The following is an 18,519-nucleotide window of genomic DNA, read 5'->3' as shown; positions in this document are numbered from 1 at the left end:
CCGGCCCCGTTGGATGACGTCCGTGCGCTACTCCGCCGCCCCCCGCCGCCGCGACGAGCTGCTGCGCCGCCTCGAGGAGACCGGCTACGTGTCGTCCAGCACGGCGGCCGCGGAGCTCGGCGTGTCCGAGATGACCATCCGCCGGGACCTCGGCCAGCTCGCCGCCGAGGGGCTCGTCCGCCGCGTCGTCGGCGGCGCGAGCCTGGTGGACGGCAGCGCGGCGCCGTCGTTCGAGCTGCGCCGCACCGAGGCCGCGCGGGAGAAGGACGCGGTCGCGCGCGCCGCGCTGCCGCTGCTCGCCGACGCCGGCGTGGTCGCGCTGGACGCCGGCACCACCGTGGCGGCCCTCGCGCGCCGGCTGCCCGGCGGGCTGACGGTCGTCACCCACTCGGTGCCGGTCATCACCACCTGCACCGCGCGCGACGACCTGGAGGTGGTCGCGCTCGGCGGCACCTACCACCGGCTGACGCGGTCGTTCGCCGGGCCGAGCACGCGCGCCGGCCTCGCCGACCTCGCCGTCGACGTCGCCGTCCTGTCCGCGACCGCCGCCGGCCCGGCCGGGGTGTTCTCGGCCGACCAGTGGGACGCCGACACCAAGCGCGCCATGGCAGCCATCGCCGAGCGCGTCGTGCTGCTGCTCGACCACCGCAAGCTCGACGCCCGCGCGCCCATGCGGGTGCTGGGCCTCGAGCAGGCGCACGCCGTCGTGGTCGACGACGCGGCCACCCCCGAGCAGCTCGCCCTGCTGCGCGAGCGGTGCGAGCGGGTCGTGGTCGCGGCGACGGCCGGGCCGGGCGACACGGGCGGTGCGGCGGACGACGACACCCGGGACGCCGCCCGCGCCGGAGGCGGGACGGACCACGCACCCGCCGGCACGGCGCTGGCACCGGCGTGACGGGAGGACCGGCAGCCCCCGGCGCGACGGGGCCGCACCTCGGCGTCGTCGCGGACGACGTGACCGGGGCCTGCGACCTCGCGGACGCGGTGCGCGACGCCGGCGGGTCGGCGGTCGTCGTCCTCGGGGTGCCCGGGGCGGGGCTCGAGCTGCCGCCGTGCGACTGCGCCGTCGTCGCGCTCCGCACCCGCACGGCACCGCGTGCGCAGGCGGTCGCCGAGTCCGTCGCGTCCGCCCGCTGGCTGCTCGACCACGGCGCCCGGGCGCTCTACCAGAAGTACTGCTCGACCTTCGACTCCACCGACGAGGGCATGATCGGCCCGGTCGCCGACGCGCTGCTCGACCTGCTCGGGCCGGCCTCCGTCGCCGTCGGCACGCCCGCGACCCCCCGCGCCGGACGGACGCAGTACCAGGGCCACCTGTTCGTCGGGGACCGGCTGCTGTCCGAGTCGCCGCTGCGCGACCACCCGCTCACCCCGATGCGCGACCCGGACCTGGTGCGCGTGCTCGGGCGGCAGACACCGCGCCCCGTCGCGCTCCTGGACCGCCAGGCGCTCCTGTCCGGTGAGGCGGCGGTGGCGCTGGAGCGGCTGGCCGGCGACGGCGCGCGGCACGTGCTCGCCGACGCGCTGACCGACGCCGACCTCGACGCCCTCGCCGCGGCCGTGCCGCTCCCCTCCCGGCCCGTGCTGCTCGGCGGAGCGGCCGGCCTCGCGGCCGCGCTGGCACGGCGGGGGTCCCGCGACACGCGCCCGTCGCCCCTCGCCCCGCCTGCCCCGGAGTCCCGCGCCCCCGGTGCCCGCGACGACCGTCCCGCCCTCGTCGTCTCCGGCTCCTGCTCCGCCCGCACGCTCGAGCAGATCGGCCACTTCGTCGGTCCGCGGATCACGCTCGACGCGGTCGCCCTCGACGCCGACCGCGAGGGCACGCTCGACGGGGTGCTGCGAGCGCTCGCGGACGCCTACGCGGCCGGCCCCGGCCCGGTGCTGGTCGCGTCCTCGGCCGAGCCCGCCGCCGTCCGCGCCACGCAGGAGCGTCTCGGAGCCCGGCGGGCCGCTGCGCTGCTGGAGGACGCGGCCGGGGAGGTGGCGTCGCGGGCGGTGCGGGACCTGGGGGTCGGGCGGCTGCTCGTCGCCGGCGGCGAGACGTCCGGCGCGGTGGCCGCCGCGCTCGGCCTGCGGGTCCTGCACGTCGGCCCGGCGGCCGCTCCGGGCGTGCCGTGGATGGTGCCCGCCGAACGTCCCGGGCTGTCCGTGCTGCTCAAGTCCGGCAACTTCGGCGGTCCCGACCTGTTCCGCACCGCCTGGGAGGCCTGCCCGTGACCACCGCCGACTCCGCCCGCGAGGCCGTCGTCGCCGCGTGCCGCCACCTCGCCGCGCGCGGCCTGTCACCGGGAGGCTCGGGCAACGTGAGCGTCCGGGTCGGCGACCACCTGCTCGTCACGCCCACCGGCTCGAGCCTCTCCCGCGTGCGACCGGAGGACCTCGCGCTGGTCCCGGTCGCCCCCGGCCCAGGCGACGACGCCCCCACCGACGCGACACCCGGCACCGGGACGGCTGTCGTGGACGGACCACGGCCGTCGAAGGAGCTGCCCCTGCACCGCGCCGTGTACGCGGCCCGGCCCGACGCCCGCGCCGTCGTGCACCTGCACTCCCCGGCCGCCGTCGCGGCGTCGTGCCTCGAGCCCGCCGCGCTCCCGCCCGGGACCGCCACCGGCCCGCTCCCCGCCACCACCCCGTACCAGGTGATGCGCCTGGGTGAGCTCCCGGTCGCGCCGTTCGCCCTGCCGGGCAGCGCCGAGCTCGCGGCGGGCGTCGCCGACCTCGCGGGTGCGGCGCCGGTGCTGCTGCTCGCGAACCACGGCTCCGTCGTCGCGGGGACGCACCTCGACGCGGCGGTCGACCTCGCCGAGGAGCTCGAGGCCGCGGCCCAGGTGGTCCTGCTCCTCCACGGCGTCCCCCACCGCCGCCTCACCCCGGCGCAGGTCCGCTCGCTCCGCCCCCGCTGACCGCCCCCACCGCCCGCGTCCCCGCGCGAGGTCGTCACCTGCGCACGAGGTCGTCCGTCCCACCTGACGACCTCGCCCCGACCTGACGACCTCCCCGCCCATCGCACCAACGCCGCCCCGCCCCCGCCCCACGTCCCGCGAGGTCGGCACTTCGGTGACGAGGTCGGCAGCTCCAGGTGCCGAACTCGACCGGGACTGCCGAACTCGCGGGCAGGGCTTGCGCGGGGCGGAGGGTCAGGGGGGCGGGGGTGGGAGGCGGAGGCGGCCGCCGAACTCGCGGCAGTGCCGCGCGACGCCCTCAAGGGTCGCGCGGCCGGCCTCGTCGGTGACGCGCACGCCGGTGGCGTCGACGGTGAGCTCCTCGCCGCTGGCCGCGAGCAGGCAGTGCAGCGCCTCCCGGAGCGCGGACGCCGTGTGCACGTCGAGCTCACCGCGCACGGCGATCACCGACTCGTGCTCGGGTCGTCCCAGGTCGATCGTCACGTCCACGGCGCGCCTCCCCTGCCGCCGGTCCGGCCGTCCTGCCACAGCCCGCCGTGGCGAGGGTAGGAGCGGTTCCCCCGTGGCGCGAGGGGAAGCGTCTCTCCGCTAGGAGCGACCGCACTGCGAGACACCGACGCCGGATCCCTGGTGTGCGAAGTCGCACATTCGCTAGTGTGGCAACGTTCCTACATTCCGTCCGGCGCCGCACGGGACCCCGCCCGGGAACCCGCGCGCGCGACCCGACCGAGGAGAGCCGTGCACCGCACCCTGACCGACCTCACCGCCCGCATCGACCGCACCCTCAAAGAGCGGATCCAGCCCTGGGTGCACACCCGGCGGACCCCGCTCGAGGTGACGGTCGCCCACCTGCCCGGCGAGCCCGTGCCGTTCGCGGAGGCGGTGCGGCTGCCGTTCGCCCCCACCGCCGTCGGCGAGCCGTGGGGTCGCGCCTGGGCGACGTCGTGGTTCCGGCTGCGCGGCGTGGTGCCGCCCGGCATGGCCGGCCGTCGCGTGGAGGTGCTGGTCGACCTGGGGTTCCGCACGGGCGGCCCGGGGTTCGAGGCCGAGGGTCTCGTGTACACCCCGGACGGCACCCCGCTGAAGGGCATCGAGCCCCGCAACCTCTACGTCCCGGTGACGGACGCCGCGACCGGCGGCGAGGTGGTCGACCTCTACGTCGAGGCCGCGGCCAACCCGTCGATCGGGGGCGAGCCCGTCACCGCGCTCGGCGACCTCGACACCGTGCCGGACACGCTGCTGTACCGGCTGGCCCGCGCCGAGGTGGCGGTCCTGGAGGAGGAGGTCCAGGCGCTGGCGCTCGACGTGCAGGTGCTGCACGAGCTGGCGCTGCAGCTGCCGGACAACGACCCCCGCCGCGAGTCCGTCCGCGCCGGGCTGGAGCGGCTGGTCGACTCCCTCGACGTCCGCGACGTCCCGGGCAGCGCCGCCCGTGCCCGCGCGCAGGTCGCGGACCTCCTGGCCCGGCCCGCCGCACCGAGCGCGCACCGGGTGTCGGCGGTCGGCCACGCGCACATCGACTCCGCCTGGATGTGGCCGGTGCGCGAGACGATCCGCAAGTGCGCGCGCACGTTCTCCAACGTGGTGTCGCTCGCCGACCGGTACCCGGACCTGCGCTTCGCGTGCTCGTCCGCGCAGCAGTACGCGTGGACGAAGGAGCACCACCCGCGCGTCTTCGACCGGATCCGGGAGAAGGTCGCGTCCGGCCAGTTCGTGCCGGTCGGCGGGATGTGGGTGGAGTCCGACACGAACCTGCCGGGCGGCGAGGCGCTGGTGCGGCAGTTCGTGCAGGGCAAGCGGTTCTTCGACGCGGAGTTCGGCGTCGAGCCCCGCGAGGTGTGGCTGCCGGACTCGTTCGGCTACTCCGGTGCCCTGCCGCAGCTGGCACGGCTGGCCGGGTTCCGGTGGTTCCTGTCGCAGAAGATGTCGTGGAACACCACCAACCCGTTCCCGCACCACACGTTCTGGTGGGAGGGCATCGACGGCAGTCGCGTGTTCACGCACTTCCCGCCGGCCGACACGTACGGCGCCAAGCTGTCCGGCGAGCAGCTCGCCTACGGCGTGGCGAACTTCGCCGACGCCGGCCCGGCGAACCGCAGCCTGCTGCCGTTCGGGTACGGCGACGGCGGCGGCGGCCCGACGCGCGAGATGATGGAGACCGCACACCGCGTCGCGGACCTCGAGGGGTCGCCGCGCGTGGTCGTCGAGACGCCGGCGGAGTTCTTCGCCGGCGCCGAGGCGGAGTACCCGCAGGCGCCGGTGTGGTCCGGGGAGATGTACCTGGAGTTCCACCGCGGCACGTACACCAGCCAGCTCGCGATGAAGCAGGGCAACCGCCGCACCGAGCACCTGCTGCGGGAAGCCGAGCTCTGGGCGGCGACCGCCGCGGTGCGCACCGGCGCGGACTACCCGTACGAGCAGCTCGACCGGATCTGGCAGGAGATGCTCCTGCTGCAGTTCCACGACATCCTGCCGGGCAGCAGCATCGCCTGGGTGCACCGCGAGGCGCGGGCGACCTACGCGCGGCTGCGCGAGGAGCTCGAGGCGCTGGTGGGCGACGCGCTGCACCGTGCGGCCGGGGAAGGCGACGTCGAGGTGGTCGCGAACGCCGCGCCGCACGCCCGCGCCGGCGTGCCGGGGCTGGGGGCCGCACCCGCCGCGGCGTCACCGGCACCGGTGGAGGTCCGCCGCGACGGCGACGCCGTCCTGCTCGACAACGGGCTGCTGCGGGTCCGGGTCGACGCCGACGGCACGATCGGCGCCGTGCGGGACCTGGTGGCCGACCGCGAGGTCCTCGCGCCAGGCACGTCCGCGAACGTGCTGCAGCTGCACCCGGACCAGCCGGTGCGGTTCGACGCGTGGGACGTCGACGAGTTCTACCGGCACTCCGTCCGCGAGGTCCGCACCGTCGAGGAGCTGGTGGTCGACGACGCCGACCCGGCCCGCCCGCAGGTCCGCGTGACGCGTCGCGACGGGGCGTCGACGTACGTCCAGACGATCGCGCTCGAGGCGGGCGCGCGGCGCGTGGACCTGGCGCTGGACGTCGACTGGCACGAGCGCGAGACGCTCTGCAAGGCCGCCTTCCCGCTGGCCGTCCACGCCGAGCGGTCGGCGAGCGAGACGCAGTTCGGCCACGTGCACCGGGCCACGCACACCAACACGTCGTGGGACGCCGCGCGGTTCGAGATCTGCGCGCACCGCTGGGTGCACGTCGCCGAGCCCGGCTACGGCGTGGCCGTGGTCAACGACTCCACGTACGGGCACGACGTGACCCGCCCCGGGCCGGGCGACGCCCGCGGGGCCGGGGCGACGACGGTCCGGCTGTCGCTGGTCCGGGCGCCCCGCTACCCCGACCCGGAGACCGACCAGGGCCGCCACACGATGCGGTACGCGCTGGTGTGCGGCGCCGAGGTCGACGACGCGGTGCGCGAGGGCTACCGGATCAACCTGCCGGAGCGCCGCGTCCGAGGCGCGGCTGCGGTCGCCCCGCTGGTCGAGGTCACCGGCGGCGGCGCGGTGGTCGAGGCCGTGAAGCTGGCCGACGACCGGTCCGGCGACGTGGTGGTGCGGCTGTACGAGTCGCGCGGCGGCCGCGGGCGTGCCGTGGTCCGGCCCGGGTTCGCGACGTCGGGCGCGTCGGTGCGGGACCTGCTGGAGCGCCAGGACCCGGACGTCGCCGCGCTCGCACCGCTGACGGACGCGGGCGGCGGGGCGGTGGCGCTGGACCTCGCGCCGTTCCAGGTGGTGACGCTCCGGTTCACGCGGGCCTGACGACCGCGTCCCCGGCGGCCCGTGCGGGCCACCGGGGACGGCGTGGTCGGACCGCCGGAGCGGGCGCGGACCGGCTCAGCGCCCGGCGTCGCCGCCGTCCGGCGCCCCGCCCACCAGCCGGTCGAGCGCCGCGTCGAGCAGCGACCACCCGGCGTCGGTCAGCAGCCAGCGCGCCGCGCCGTCGCCGGTGAGGAACGCGACCGTGCGGGCGGCCGGGGCCGGCGTGCCGTCGGCCAGCGGGGTGCCCGCCGCGACCTCGACCAGCACCGGCCGCGGCTCCGGCTCCGGCGCCCGGGCGACCACGTGCGCGCCGGCCACGGGCTCGCACCACGTGAGCCGCCCGGCCCCGCGGTGCACGACCACCTCGTCGTCGCCGGCACGCACGCGGTCGCGGTCCAGCAGCACACCCGACTCCCGCCCGATCCCCAGGGTCACGAGCCGGCCGGTCGCCAGCACGGGCACGGCCGCCGCCGCGACGGCCCGGGCGGCGGGCAGCGGGGCGTCCGGGGTCACCACCACGAGGTCCGCCGCGTCCCCGGGCGCCCACGTCGGGCGGAGCTGCACCGCGAAGCCCCTCCGCCGCAGCCACTGCGCCGTCGCGAGGTCACCGGCCCCCGGGTCCGGGCCCGTGACGAGCACCGCCTGCCGCCCACCGGCGACCTCCTCCTCCGCGACGGCGCCGGCCGCAGCGAGCGCCCGCCGCACGAACCCGGCGACGTCCGCCCGCAGGACGTCCGGGAAGTCGGTCTCGACCCGGTCGAGCGCCTCCCGCGCGGCCGCGAGCTGCGCGGCCGTCGGGGCGCCGGGGCGGTCCAGCAGGTCGCACGCCGCCAGCCCGGCGGCCCCGGTGTGCGCCGCGGCGTCGAGCCACGGGGCGAGCGCGGTCAGCAGCGCGTGGCCGGTCGGGGCCACGCCCGGGCGCTCCCGCGCGGGGCCGGCACCGCCCACGCCGGCCCCGTCCCCGCCGGCCTCGCCGTCCCCGCCCGCACCGTCCAAGCGGCCGCCGTCCCCCGCGCACCCGGCCAGCTCCCGCATCCGCCCCCGGACCGCCGCGACGGCGACCGCATCCCCGGCCAGCGCCCCCTCCAGGAGCGCGGTCAGCCCCGGGTCCCGCGGCGCCGACGGTGGCCAGGACGCGCAGGCCCGCACCAGCGGGGCGACCTGCGCCGCCCGGTCCCCGGCCACGGCCCGCAGCGCCGCGGCGCCCGCCCGCGCCGGGTCGTACGCGGCGGGGTCCCGCGCCCAGGCGCCGACGGTCGCGAGCGGCAGCCGGGACGGCAGCGCCTCGATCATCGCGTTCGCGACCACGCCGTCGAGCGGCAGGCCGGTGACGTCGGCGGGGCGCCCGGTCAGCGGTCCCAGGAACAGCCGCGTGCGGTCGAAGTCGTTGACGGGGTAGTTGTCCCACAGCACCAGGCGGCGCCCGAACGCGGCGGCCGCGGCGAGGACGTCCTCGCGGGTGACCTCCCCGACGACGATGTCCCGCCCCGTCCAGAGCACGCGCGCGTCGGCGGGCAGCGTCTCCGCGAGCCCGGCGCGGTAGGGCGAGGGCCCGCACCCGGCGTAGTCGGTGGGGCAGACGGTCATCGGGTGGTCGAGGCCGTGCGGCAGCAGGAACGCCTCCCGGAACCGCGCGGCCGCCTCCCCGTGCGCGCGGCCGGCGCCGTGGGGCCCGTCGCCGTACCGGTCGGCGTCCGCGGGGTCGGTCAGCCGGTCGGGCACGTCGTCGAACAGCAGCCAGACGTCGCGCACGCCGGCCGCCCGCACCTGCTCGGCCTTCGCGACGAGCGCGGCGTGGTCGGCGTCGTCCGCGTACCGCATGGACAGGCCGGGGGCGACGGACCAGACGAACGCCACCCCGGCGTCCCGCGCCGCGGCGGCGAGCTCCCCGAGGCGCGCGAGGGCGTCCGGCGGGTACGGCTCGCGCCAGCGCTCGCGGTGCCACGGGTCGTCCTTGGGCGCGTACAGGGAGGTGTCGAGCCCGAGGGACGGGGCGGCGGCGAGCAGGTCGAGCCGCTCCTGGTGGCTCCACGGCGGGCCGTAGAACCCCTCGACGACACCGGCCTGCAGACGTCCTCCGCGACGTGACATGGCGACCATGCAACCGGCCGCCGTCCACGGGTGTCAATCGCCGCACACGTGTGCGTCGTCGCACACTCGGCGCACCCCGACGTGCGGCGACGCCGCGGGTTGACACCGCCCGGTCGCTCGATATGGGATCGATTGCAGCGTACGATCGTGCGCACAGGACCGGACCCGCGCGACGACGCACGAGGAGCGACATGAGCAGGCCCCGCCACACCACCGGCGCACCGGTGTCGAACGCACCCGCCGGTGCCCAGCCCCGGGACCTGCCGGCGGTGCCCCGCCCGCACGCGACGCCGGACCGGACCATCCACATGATCGGCAACTCGCACATCGACCCCGTGTGGCTGTGGCCGTGGCAGGAGGGCTACCAGGAGGCGCGCGCGACGTTCTGGTCCGCGATCCACCGCATGGACGAGTACCCGGACTTCGTCTTCACGTGCGACCAGGTGGTGCTGCTGTCCTGGGTCGAGGAGTCCGACCCCGAGCTGTTCGCCCGCATCGCCGAGCGCGTCGCCGAGGGCCGTTGGGTCAACGTCGGCGGCTGGTGGGTGGAGCCGGACTGCAACATGCCCATGGGCGAGTCGTTCGCCCGGCAGGGCCTGTACGGGCAGCGGTACCTGATCTCGCGGTTCGGGCAGCCCGCGACCGTCGGCATGAACGCCGACCCGTTCGGCCACAGCGCCGGCCTGCCGGCCGTGCTGCGCGGGCAGGGCATGGACTCGTACCTGTTCCTGCGGCCCGGCCCGCACGAGAGCGAGCTCGACGACACCCTGTTCCGGTGGCGCGCGCCCGACGGGTCCGAGGTGCTCGGCTACCGCATCCCGTTCGAGTACTGCTCCCCGCCCGGCTCCGTCGACGGCCAGGTCGACAAGGCCCTCGGGACCCTCGACCGCTCGCTCGGCGACGTCATGGTGCTGTACGGGGTCGGCAACCACGGCGGCGGCCCGACCATCGCGAACATCGAGTCCATCCACCGCTACGACCGCATGGGGTCCTTCGGCCGCCTGCGCATGTCGTCGCCGCGCGAGTACCTCGACGGGGTCCACGCGCGCGGCCCGGAGTTCCGGGAGGGCCTGACCGTGTGGACCGACGACCTGCAGCACCACGCGCCCGGCTGCTACTCCGCGCACTCCGGCATCAAGGCGTGGCAGCGGCGCGCGCAGTACGCGCTGCTCTCCGCGGAGCGCTGGGCCGCCGTCACCGCCGTGCACGACGGCACGCCCTACCCCCGGGAGAACCTGGAGCGCGCCTGGAAGCAGGTGCTGTTCAACCAGTTCCACGACATCCTGCCGGGGTCCGCGATCGAGCACGCCTACGACGACGCCCGCGACCAGCTCGGCGAGGCCGTCGCGATCGCGAAGCGCATCATCACGCGCGCCCACAACACGATCGCCCGGCAGGTCGACGTGCCGCTGGAGGAGGGCAGCCAGCCGGTCCTCGTGTTCAACCCGCACCCGTGGCCGGTCTCGACCGACGTCGAGCTGCACTACGGCTCCCACCCCGGCGCCGTGCACGTGGTGGACGACGAGGGCCGCGTGGTCGTCGCGCAGCCCACCCAGTCCCGCGCGACCACCAACCAGACCGGCCGCGGCGCGCTCGTGCTGCGGGCCGACGTGCCGCCGCTCGGCTACCGGCTGTACCGCGTGCGGATGGCCGCCGAGCCCGCGCGTCCGGAGTGGAGCGAGGGGGCGCCCGGCAGCCTGACCGTCTCGGGCACGGTGCCCGGCACGGTGCTGGAGAACGACCTCGTGCGCATCGAGCTCGACCCGGCGACGGGCTGGGTCACGTCGTACCTCGACAAGCGGACGGGCCTCGACGTCATGCGGGGCGTCGACGGCGCGCAGCACACCCAGGTCTGCGACGACCCGACGGACACCTGGGGCCACCGCGTGGTGTCGTACGCGTGGCCGGGCGACACCATGGCGACGGCGCGGATCGTCGTGCGGGAGACAGGCCCGCTGCGGGCGCGGGTCCGCGTGGAGCGGGAGTGGGGCGCCTCGACGATGATCGAGGAGCTGCTGCTCGACCACGACTCCGCCGTCCTGCGGGTGGACGTCACGCTGGACTGGCGGGAGCCCGCGCACCTGCTCAAGCTCCGGTTCCCCACCGCGCTGACCGACCCGCGCGCCACCTACCAGATCCCGTACGCGGAGCTGGAGCGGCCCGTCGACGGCGCCGAGGAGCCCGGGCAGGGCTGGGTGGACCTCACCGGCACGCTCGACGGCCGCCCCGCGGGCCTGACGGTGGTCGTGACGAACAAGCACGGCTACGACGTCTCCCCCGGGGAGCAGCCGAGCATCGGCGTGACGGCCGTCCGCAGCCCCGTGTACGCGTGGCACGACCCGCGCCTGCTGGACGGCGACGACGTGTACGCCTACCAGGACATGGGCATCCAGCGGTTCTCCTACGAGCTCGTCGTGCACGACGGGGACCGGCACGCCGCCGACCCGGGGCGCCGCGCCGCGCTGCTCGGCTCGCCGGTGCGGGCCATGCTCGAGTCGTTCCACGCCGGCACGCTGCCCCGGACCGGGTCCTTCGCGTCCGACCAGGCCGGCCCGGTGGCCATCACGGCGCTCAAGGGCACCGAGGACGCGACCGACGGGCCCGGGGGCGCCGACCTGGTGGTGCGGGCGGTCGAGACCCGCGGCAGCGCGGCGACCGCCCGGCTGGAGCTGCCCCTCGTAGGGCGCACCGTGGAGGCAGAGTTCGGGCCGTACCAGCTGCGCACGTTCGTCGTCCCGGCGGACCCGGACGCGCCCGTGCGGGAGGTCGACCTCGTCGAGCGGCCGCTCGGGGCGGACGGCGCCGGCGCGTCGGCCGTCCGCAGCGACCGCGCGACCCCCGAGGTGCCGGCGGCCGGCACGACGGACCACCCGGAGGACCCGGCCGCGGCCGCGCCCGGCTCGGGCCTGACGCCGACGCAGGAGTCCGCCCCGGGCGCGACGGGCCGGCCGCGCCCGTCGCAGGCCCCCTCGGCGGACGACCCCGCCTGAGACGCGCGAGGCCGGGTCCCGGGTCGTCGCGACCCGGGACCCGGCCTCGTCCACGCCCGAGGGGCGCCCGGTCGTGCCCGCCCGAGAGCGGCCCCGGTCAGCCCTCCGGGTGGTGCAGCACCACGTCGGCCACCCCGTGGCCGCCCAGCGACACCCGGCCCCCGCCGGCCACGCCCGGCCCGTCCCACGTGACGGTCGCCTCGACGGGCTCGTCGCCCGGGTTCCGCAGCCGCACCCGCACGCCGCCACCCGGCCCCGGCAGCGGCCGCACCTCGGCCAGCACCCGCTCCGCGGGCTCCACCCGCAGACCCGACCGGCCGGTGAACGCCACCGGGCCGTCGTACGCGCGGGCCTGGAGCGGCTCGGCGAGGTCCCGCCCGAGCACGCGCACGGCCTCGCGCGTCACGGCGTCGGCGGCGGCGAACCGGTAGCGGTAGGTGCGGGTGCCCTCCTGCCGGGCCTGGAAGTTCGTGAAGTGCAGGTTGTTCATGAGCCACGACGACAGGTAGCCGCTCGCGGGTCGCAGGGTGCGTGCCCACTCTCCCGTGTGCAGCCCGCCGACCTGCACCAGCGGCGCGTCGACGGTGCCCCACAGCACGCCCGGCCCGCCCGCCGCGCCGTGCACCCCGACGGCGTGCTGCACCGAGTACCAGTCCTTGCTGGTGTCGGGCAGCTGCTCGGTCTCGGCGGCGTACACCGCGCCCGCGGTCTCCAGCAGGAACTCCGGGGGGCCGTCCACGCGGAACGGGAACGCCACGTGGATGCTCTCCGGCCCGAACGACTCGGGCTTCACCAGCGCGACGGCCAGGTCCACCACGTCGACGTCCCGGTACAGCGTCAGCGTGGTCGTCGCGGCCGGCAGGCCCGGTGGGGTGGTCCGCCACGAGATCCGCGCCCAGCCGTCGCCCTCGGTGACGACCGGCTCCTCGTCGCCGGTCGCGTGCCGGCGGTCGAAGTCCGGGCCGGGGAAGTCGGGGTGGAAGTCCTTCGGGTCCCGCACCACCATCGGGTGGGTGCTGCCCGGGACGACGGTCTCGGCGACGACCGCGCCCAGCCCGTGCCCGGCGCCGCCGTCCACCAGCTCGCGGCCCGAGGGCAGGTGCACCAGCGACACGACGCCGCCGCGCGCCGGGTCCACCGCCACCCGGTACGCGCCCCAGGTCAGCTCCCGTGCCGTCCGTGACGCGCCGGGCGCCGCGGGCAGCGGCACCACCGCGACGCCGAAGGGCGGGACCGTCGCCACGGTGCGGGCCCGGGTGCGGCCGGCGACCTCGACGTCGACGGGCTCGGTGCGGGTGCGCTCGGTCGGGTTGACCACGAGCACCCGGGTCCCGCCGGCGCCCTCCGCGCCGCCGGCCGCCGCGCCGGGCCCGCTGGCCGCGAACCGGAACAGCCCCTCGACGGCGAGGTCCCGCGCCAGGTCGAACGCCCCGTAGGCGAAGCCGGCCTTCGCGTTCCAGTGCGAGTGCGAGAACGTGGAGTACGGCTTGGAGTAGGTCTCCCAGGAGCCCCAGGTGTGCTCGCCGAACAGCAGCAGCTCGTGGTCGACGCGCTCCAGGTCCCGCGCCACCTCGGCGTCCGACCGCACGCGCACGGGCCCGCGGCGGTAGCCGATGACGTCCGCGAGCGCCGGCTCGCCGTCGCCCCGCAGCCGCGTGAGGCCGAGCGTGGTCTGCGCCGCCCGCGCGAGGCTGCGGGCCTCCCGGTAGACGGCGACCTCCCGCGCCGTCGAGCCGTGCCCGTGCGCCCACCAGTCCGACCACTCGCCGCGGGCCACGGGCACGTCGGCGGCCTCGGCCTGCGGCTGCAGCACGTCCAGCGCCTCGTCGACCGTCGCCGTGCGCATGGGCAGCTCCGGGTGGCGGGCGTTCCAGTGCCGCACGACGTCCAGCCACAGCGCCGTCGGCCACCGGTTGTCGTTGGCGGCGTGCACGACGGCGGTGTCGTACGGGTAGTCGTCGCGCGCCTCGAGCTGCGCGACGAACGCCGCGACGTGGGCCTCCGCGGCGGTGACGTCCCCGTCGACGATCCCCCACTCCTCGCCCACCCCGTAGTGCGTGGACAGCCACACGAACACCCGCCCGCCCGACGGCCCCTCCCACCAGAAGCCGGTCGGCTGGGTGTAGGGCGGTCGGCCGTGGTCGGGGTTGAGCGCCATCACGAGCCGCGAGACGCCGGCGCGGCGCATGCCGTCGACCGTGCCCCACGCGGTGCCGTTGACGTCGCCGTGCTGCTCGGTGCGCACGGGGAGCCCGGCGTCCCGCAGCCGGTCCAGCAGGTCGTACGCGGTCCCGAGCTCCGCGTCGGAGGGCAGCTGGGTCATGTTGAGGTAGCCGCCGGTCACGGCGACCCGCCCCTCGGCGACCCGGCGGCGCAGCCGCTCCACGTCGGCGGCGGAGGCCCGCTCCAGGAACCGCAGCACGGGCCGGGCCACCTCGAAGGTCCACCGGAACGCGTCCGGCCCGTCGCCGTCCTCCGTGTCGCACAGGTCCAGGACCCGCCGTACGGTCTCAGCGTGCAGGTCGTCGACCAGGCGCGGGCTGTTCGTGTAGCCGACGTCGTGGTGGGTGTGGCCCACCAGCAGGACCTGCCGCAGCCGCGGTCCCGGCACGGGGCGGGCGGCAGCGGGGCCGTCGGGGAGCGGGGGGCCGGAGCCGTCGTGGTCCAGGCGGTCGTCTCGGGACTCTTCACGCGCGGAGGGCATCGCCAAATCCTCGTCTTTGTGGCATCGTTGCCATATGAGCCTAGTCACAGACTGGGTGTCGAGTCCATGGTCAGCACGCGTCGGACAGGCGTGATCACACCGTGATCCGCCCGCTCTTGCCGCCGCAGAGGGCCCTGAACTAGCGTCCGATGTGGGAAGGTTTTCATCCATCTCGGCACCGATGCCGAGGGTTCTCCCGTGGGCCCGCGACGACGCGGACCCAGTGGCCGAGGAAGGGAACACGTCAATGACCAAGAGGAGCCGTCGCGCAGCGATCGCCCTGCTGCCCCTCACCGCGCTCGCCCTCGCGGCGTGCAGCTCCGGCGGTGGGGAGGAGGAGGGCGGCGGATCCAGCGACTTCAGCACCGAGGCCACCGGCACGCTCAACGCCTGGGGCTTCGAGAACGCCGACGACGTGGGCCAGTCGCGGCTCGACTACGCCGCCGAGCAGCTCTCCGACGTGGACATCGAGCTCGACGCCACCGCGTTCGACGCCCAGAAGTTCACCACCCGCCTCGCCAGCGGCGACGTCCCCGACGTCGTGCAGATGGACCGCCGGTACGTCACGACGTACGCGGCGCAGGACCTGATCATGCCGCTGGACGCCTGCTACGCCGCGCACGACGTCGTGCCGGAGGAGCAGTACTACCCGTCGGTCGTCGACGACGTGCGGTACGAGGACCAGGTGTGGGCGGTGCCGCAGTTCTACCAGCCGCCGGCCATCATCCTGAACAAGCGGGTCATGGACGCCGCGGGCGTCACCAACGACCAGATCGACACCTCGAAGCCGGACGTCCTCATCCCGGCCATCGAGAAGATGTACGCCGAGAGCGGCGGCGTCCCGACGACGCTCGGCCTCGACCCCGTGGCCACCGGCCAGGGCGGCCTGTGGATCCTCGGGCAGGGCGGGCAGCTCACCGACGCGGACGGCAAGCCGACCCTCGACGACCCGTCCAACGTCGCCGGCATCGAGCTGCTCAAGCAGATCACCGACGCCCAGGGCGGCTTCGCCAAGGTCAAGTCGTTCACCGACTCGTTCGACACCTTCGGCGACAACAACCAGTACGTCGCCGACCAGGTCGGCGCGCAGGTCAACGCCCAGTGGTACCCGAACGTGCTCGGGGCCTACGTCGGCCAGATCGAGATCGAGGCCGTGCCGTTCCTCGACCAGGACGGCAACCCGTTCTCCGTCGCCTCCGGCACCGCCTTCGTCATCCCCGCCGGGGCGCAGAACAAGGACGCCGCCTGCTCCTGGATGCTCAACCTCACGTCCTACGACGCGTGGATGGCGGCCGGCGAGGCCCGGGCCGACACGATCGCCACGGACGGCGGGATCAACACCGGCCTGTTCACCGGCTCGCCCGAGGCGGACAAGGCGATCCGCGACGAGTACGTCACGGAGACCGGCGACGCCGGCTTCGACCAGGTGATCTCCACCTACTACGACGTCGTGGACTACGGGCAGACCTTCGGGTCCTCCCCCGCCGGCCAGGACATCCAGAACGAGCTGAACAACGCCATCACCGCGGCGCTGCTCGGCGACAAGTCCCCCGAGGACGCGCTGGCGGACGCCCAGCCCGCGGCCATGCGGGCGTACGACAACATCACGGGCGGCTGACCCGCCGTCCGCCCCCTGCGACGAGGGCCCCCGCCGGTGCACCGGCGGGGGCCCTCGTCCGTGCGGCGCGGAGCGGGACCGACGTCCCGGGCCTGCCGGGACCCCACGGGGCCGTCGCGCCGGTCCCCCGCTGTCAGGCCCCGCCGCGGTGCGGCGCGAAGAACTCGCGCAGCAACACCCCGCACTCCTCCTCGCGGACGCCGCCGACCACCTCGACGCGGTGGTTCGACCGCGAGTCGCGCACCACGTCCCACTGCGACCCGCACGCGCCGGCCTTCGGGTCCCAGGCACCGAGCACCAGCCGCGGCACACGGGCCAGGACCGTCGCGCCCGCGCACATCAGGCACGGCTCGAGCGTCACGACGAGCGTGCAGTCGTCGAGCCGCCACCGGCCCAGGGCCGCCGACGCCGCCCGCAGCGCCAGGACCTCCGCGTGCGCGGTCGGGTCGCCGTCCGCCTCCCGCCGGTTGCGGCCCGCGCCGACGACCGCGCCGTCCGGGCCGATCACGACCGCCCCCACGGGGACGTCCCCCGACGCCGCGCAGCCGGCGGCCTCGGTGAGGGCCAGGCCCATCGCGGTCAGGTCGTCGGGGCGCGCGAACATGCGGCCCATCCTCGCGCACCACGCGCGGCGGGACCGGGCACCGCGGCGGGGGGGTGGCGGGGGTGGCCGAGAGGGACGGCGGACCACCGGAACGGACGCGCGACGGTGCGCGTGCGGCACGGGAGTTGGGTGCGCGGCGGCGACGACGCAGGCAGGGGGTCCTCGTCGTCGCCGCGCGCTCCCGCTAGCGTCGCGCCCGCGCGGGCCCCGCGCCCGGGACGTTGGACCCACCCGGCGGTCGCCGGTCGCACGCACCGGCCGGACGCGGGCCCGTGCCGGTGCCGTGGCGCCCGGCGGAGCCGCCGGGGCGGGGCGGGGCGCCGCCCGCGCACGGTAGGTTGAGCCCATGCGCCTGCACGTCGCCGACCACCCGCTCGTCGCCCACAAGCTGTCGGTGCTCCGCAACAAGGACACGTCGTCCCCGACGTTCCGCAAGCTCGTCGACGAGCTCGTGACCCTGCTCGCCTACGAGGCGACGCGCGACGTGCGCACCGAGCCGGTCGAGATCGAGACGCCCGTCGCCCGCACCACCGGCGTCAAGATCGCCGAGCCGCTGCCGCTCGTGGTCCCGATCCTGCGCGCCGGCCTCGGCATGCTCGACGGCATGACCCGGCTGATGCCGACCGCGGAGGTCGGGTTCCTCGGCATGCAGCGCGACGAGACCACGCTCGAGGCCATCACCTACGCCAACCGGCTGCCGGAGGACCTCACCGGCCGCCAGTGCTTCCTCATCGACCCGATGCTGGCCACCGGCGGCACGCTGGTCGCCGCGATCGAGTACCTGTTCGACCGCGGTGCGCGCGACGTCACGGCGGTCTGCCTGCTCGCCGCACCCGAGGGCCTCAAGGTCGTCGAGGACGCCGTCGGCGACCGGGTCGACGTCACGGTGGTCGTCGCCGCCGTGGACGAGCGCCTCAACGAGAAGGCCTACATCGTCCCGGGCCTGGGCGACGCCGGCGACCGCCTCTACGGCGTCGTCTGACCCCGCCCGCCGCCCCGCCGGGCGGCGCCTCCCGTCATCCGGTCTCGGCCGCTGAGACCGGACCGGGCATTGCCGTGGACAGCACCGGCCCCGTGCGTCACGCTCGTGCCGTGACGCACCGCCGACGCCCGACCGACGCCACCCCGGCGTCCGTCGGCGTACGCCCCGGAGCGCACCGCACGCGCTGTCGGTCCTGACGCCCCGCGTCCCCCGACCACACCCGGCCGCCCGCCCCGCGCGGCCCCGCGCACCCCTCCGGAGCACCCCGTGCCACGTCCACGCACCCCCGCGCCGCCCGCCGTGCCGGGCCCGCCGACCGCCCCCCGCCGCCCGCCGCGCGACCTCCAGCCCGCGCGCGCCGGCTTCGTCCTGTACGTCGGCCTGCAGGGCGACCCGCCGGACCTCGACGCCGGTCACGTCACCGAGCTGGCCGAGGTCGCGGAGGCGCTGCGCGACCTGGCCCGGGACCTGCTGCCCACGGCGGAGACGTTCACCGCGCTCTCGGTCGTGCCCGGCGCGTCCGGCCCCGACGACGTGCGCGACCTCCGCGCCCGGCTCGCCGCGCTGCGGCCGCTGGAGCGGGAGGCGGCGCCCCGTCCGGCGGGGGCGTGACGCGGGCGCACCCGGGGCCTGGTCACGTCCGCACCCCTACGCAGTCGCTGCGCGGCGCGCCGGCGAGGCCGGTCGCGCCCCTCAGTCCGACCTGGTCCACCACCTGGTTCCGCCTTCGTGCGCTACTCATCGGTCTCCGTGAGGCCCGGCGCTGCCTAGCCTGGCCGTGCGCCGCCACCCCGCACGCGCCGGCACACCCGCGCCGGCACGCGCGGCACGCGGCGCCGACGCCCGGCACCGTCAC

Annotated in this window: 12 protein-coding genes; 8 read left to right on the top strand and 4 right to left on the bottom strand. The window is 76.5% G+C overall.

All coding sequences use genetic code 11. The annotated features are described in order from the left end of the window. Positions 1–13: 13 nt before the first annotated feature. Genes P9841_RS12160 through P9841_RS12150 form a run of 3 tightly spaced genes read left to right on the top strand, consistent with a single transcriptional unit; the run spans position 14 to position 2,903 of the window. Entirely contained in the window at positions 14–895 is an 882-nt protein-coding gene (locus P9841_RS12160; protein WP_283318938.1) for a DeoR/GlpR family DNA-binding transcription regulator, read from the top strand. Continuing rightward, positions 892–2,217: a 3-oxo-tetronate kinase gene (gene otnK, locus P9841_RS12155; RefSeq protein ID WP_283318937.1), complete on the top strand. Its 1,326-nt coding sequence runs from the start codon at positions 892–894 to the stop codon at positions 2,215–2,217. The genes P9841_RS12160 and otnK overlap by 4 nt, the downstream gene beginning before the upstream one ends. Then, a complete protein-coding gene (locus P9841_RS12150) occupies positions 2,214–2,903 on the top strand; it encodes a class II aldolase/adducin family protein (protein ID WP_283318936.1) in 690 nt (229 codons plus the stop codon). Before otnK ends, P9841_RS12150 begins: the two co-directional genes overlap by 4 nt. Before the next feature lie 234 nt (positions 2,904–3,137). Here the strand turns inward: P9841_RS12150 and P9841_RS12145 are convergent, their stop codons facing one another. Continuing rightward, complete coding sequence (locus tag P9841_RS12145) at positions 3,138–3,392, bottom strand: STAS domain-containing protein (RefSeq protein ID WP_283318935.1); 255 nt, start codon at positions 3,390–3,392, stop codon at positions 3,138–3,140. A gap of 249 nt (positions 3,393–3,641) precedes the next feature. Between P9841_RS12145 and P9841_RS12140 the strand changes: the two genes are divergently transcribed. Continuing rightward, positions 3,642–6,674: an alpha-mannosidase gene (locus P9841_RS12140; RefSeq protein WP_283318933.1), complete on the top strand. Its 3,033-nt coding sequence runs from the start codon at positions 3,642–3,644 to the stop codon at positions 6,672–6,674. 75 nt (positions 6,675–6,749) lie between these two features. Here P9841_RS12140 and P9841_RS12135 read toward each other — a convergent pair whose 3' ends face one another. Further along, positions 6,750–8,765 carry a beta-N-acetylglucosaminidase domain-containing protein gene (locus P9841_RS12135; protein ID WP_283318931.1) on the bottom strand — a complete coding sequence of 672 codons (2,016 nt, stop codon included), beginning with the start codon at positions 8,763–8,765 and terminating at the stop codon, positions 6,750–6,752. Between the two features lie 191 nt (positions 8,766–8,956). Between P9841_RS12135 and P9841_RS12130 the strand changes: the two genes are divergently transcribed. Continuing rightward, the gene (locus P9841_RS12130) at positions 8,957–11,755 is read left to right on the top strand and encodes an alpha-mannosidase (RefSeq protein ID WP_283318930.1); all 2,799 of its coding nucleotides are present in this window, start codon (positions 8,957–8,959) and stop codon (positions 11,753–11,755) included. Between the two features lie 97 nt (positions 11,756–11,852). Here P9841_RS12130 and P9841_RS12125 read toward each other — a convergent pair whose 3' ends face one another. Further along, positions 11,853–14,459, bottom strand: coding sequence for a glycoside hydrolase family 38 N-terminal domain-containing protein (locus tag P9841_RS12125; RefSeq protein WP_283318929.1), 2,607 nt, complete (start codon positions 14,457–14,459; stop codon positions 11,853–11,855). A 247-nt stretch (positions 14,460–14,706) separates the two neighbouring features. Here P9841_RS12125 and P9841_RS12120 point away from each other — a divergent pair, with 247 nt between their 5' ends. Then, on the top strand, positions 14,707–16,077 hold the full coding sequence (locus tag P9841_RS12120; RefSeq protein WP_283318928.1) for a type 2 periplasmic-binding domain-containing protein: 1,371 nt from the start codon (positions 14,707–14,709) through the stop codon (positions 16,075–16,077). Between the two features lie 133 nt (positions 16,078–16,210). Here the strand turns inward: P9841_RS12120 and P9841_RS12115 are convergent, their stop codons facing one another. Next, positions 16,211–16,681, bottom strand: a complete 471-nt coding sequence (locus P9841_RS12115) for a nucleoside deaminase (RefSeq protein WP_283318927.1) — start codon at positions 16,679–16,681, stop codon at positions 16,211–16,213. Between the two features lie 346 nt (positions 16,682–17,027). Between P9841_RS12115 and upp the strand changes: the two genes are divergently transcribed. Both upp and P9841_RS12105 read left to right on the top strand, forming a co-directional pair. Next, complete coding sequence (gene upp / locus P9841_RS12110; protein ID WP_283318926.1) at positions 17,028–17,663, top strand: uracil phosphoribosyltransferase; 636 nt, start codon at positions 17,028–17,030, stop codon at positions 17,661–17,663. A gap of 267 nt (positions 17,664–17,930) precedes the next feature. Beyond that, positions 17,931–18,275 (top strand): hypothetical protein, encoded by a 345-nt coding sequence (locus tag P9841_RS12105; RefSeq protein ID WP_283318925.1) that lies wholly within the window; start codon positions 17,931–17,933, stop codon positions 18,273–18,275. Positions 18,276–18,519: the final 244 nt, after the last annotated feature.

It is taken from the genome of Cellulomonas sp. ES6 (assembly GCF_030053835.1).
Lineage (GTDB): Bacteria > Actinomycetota > Actinomycetes > Actinomycetales > Cellulomonadaceae > Cellulomonas.
This window is presented reverse-complemented; position numbering and strand designations above follow the sequence as displayed.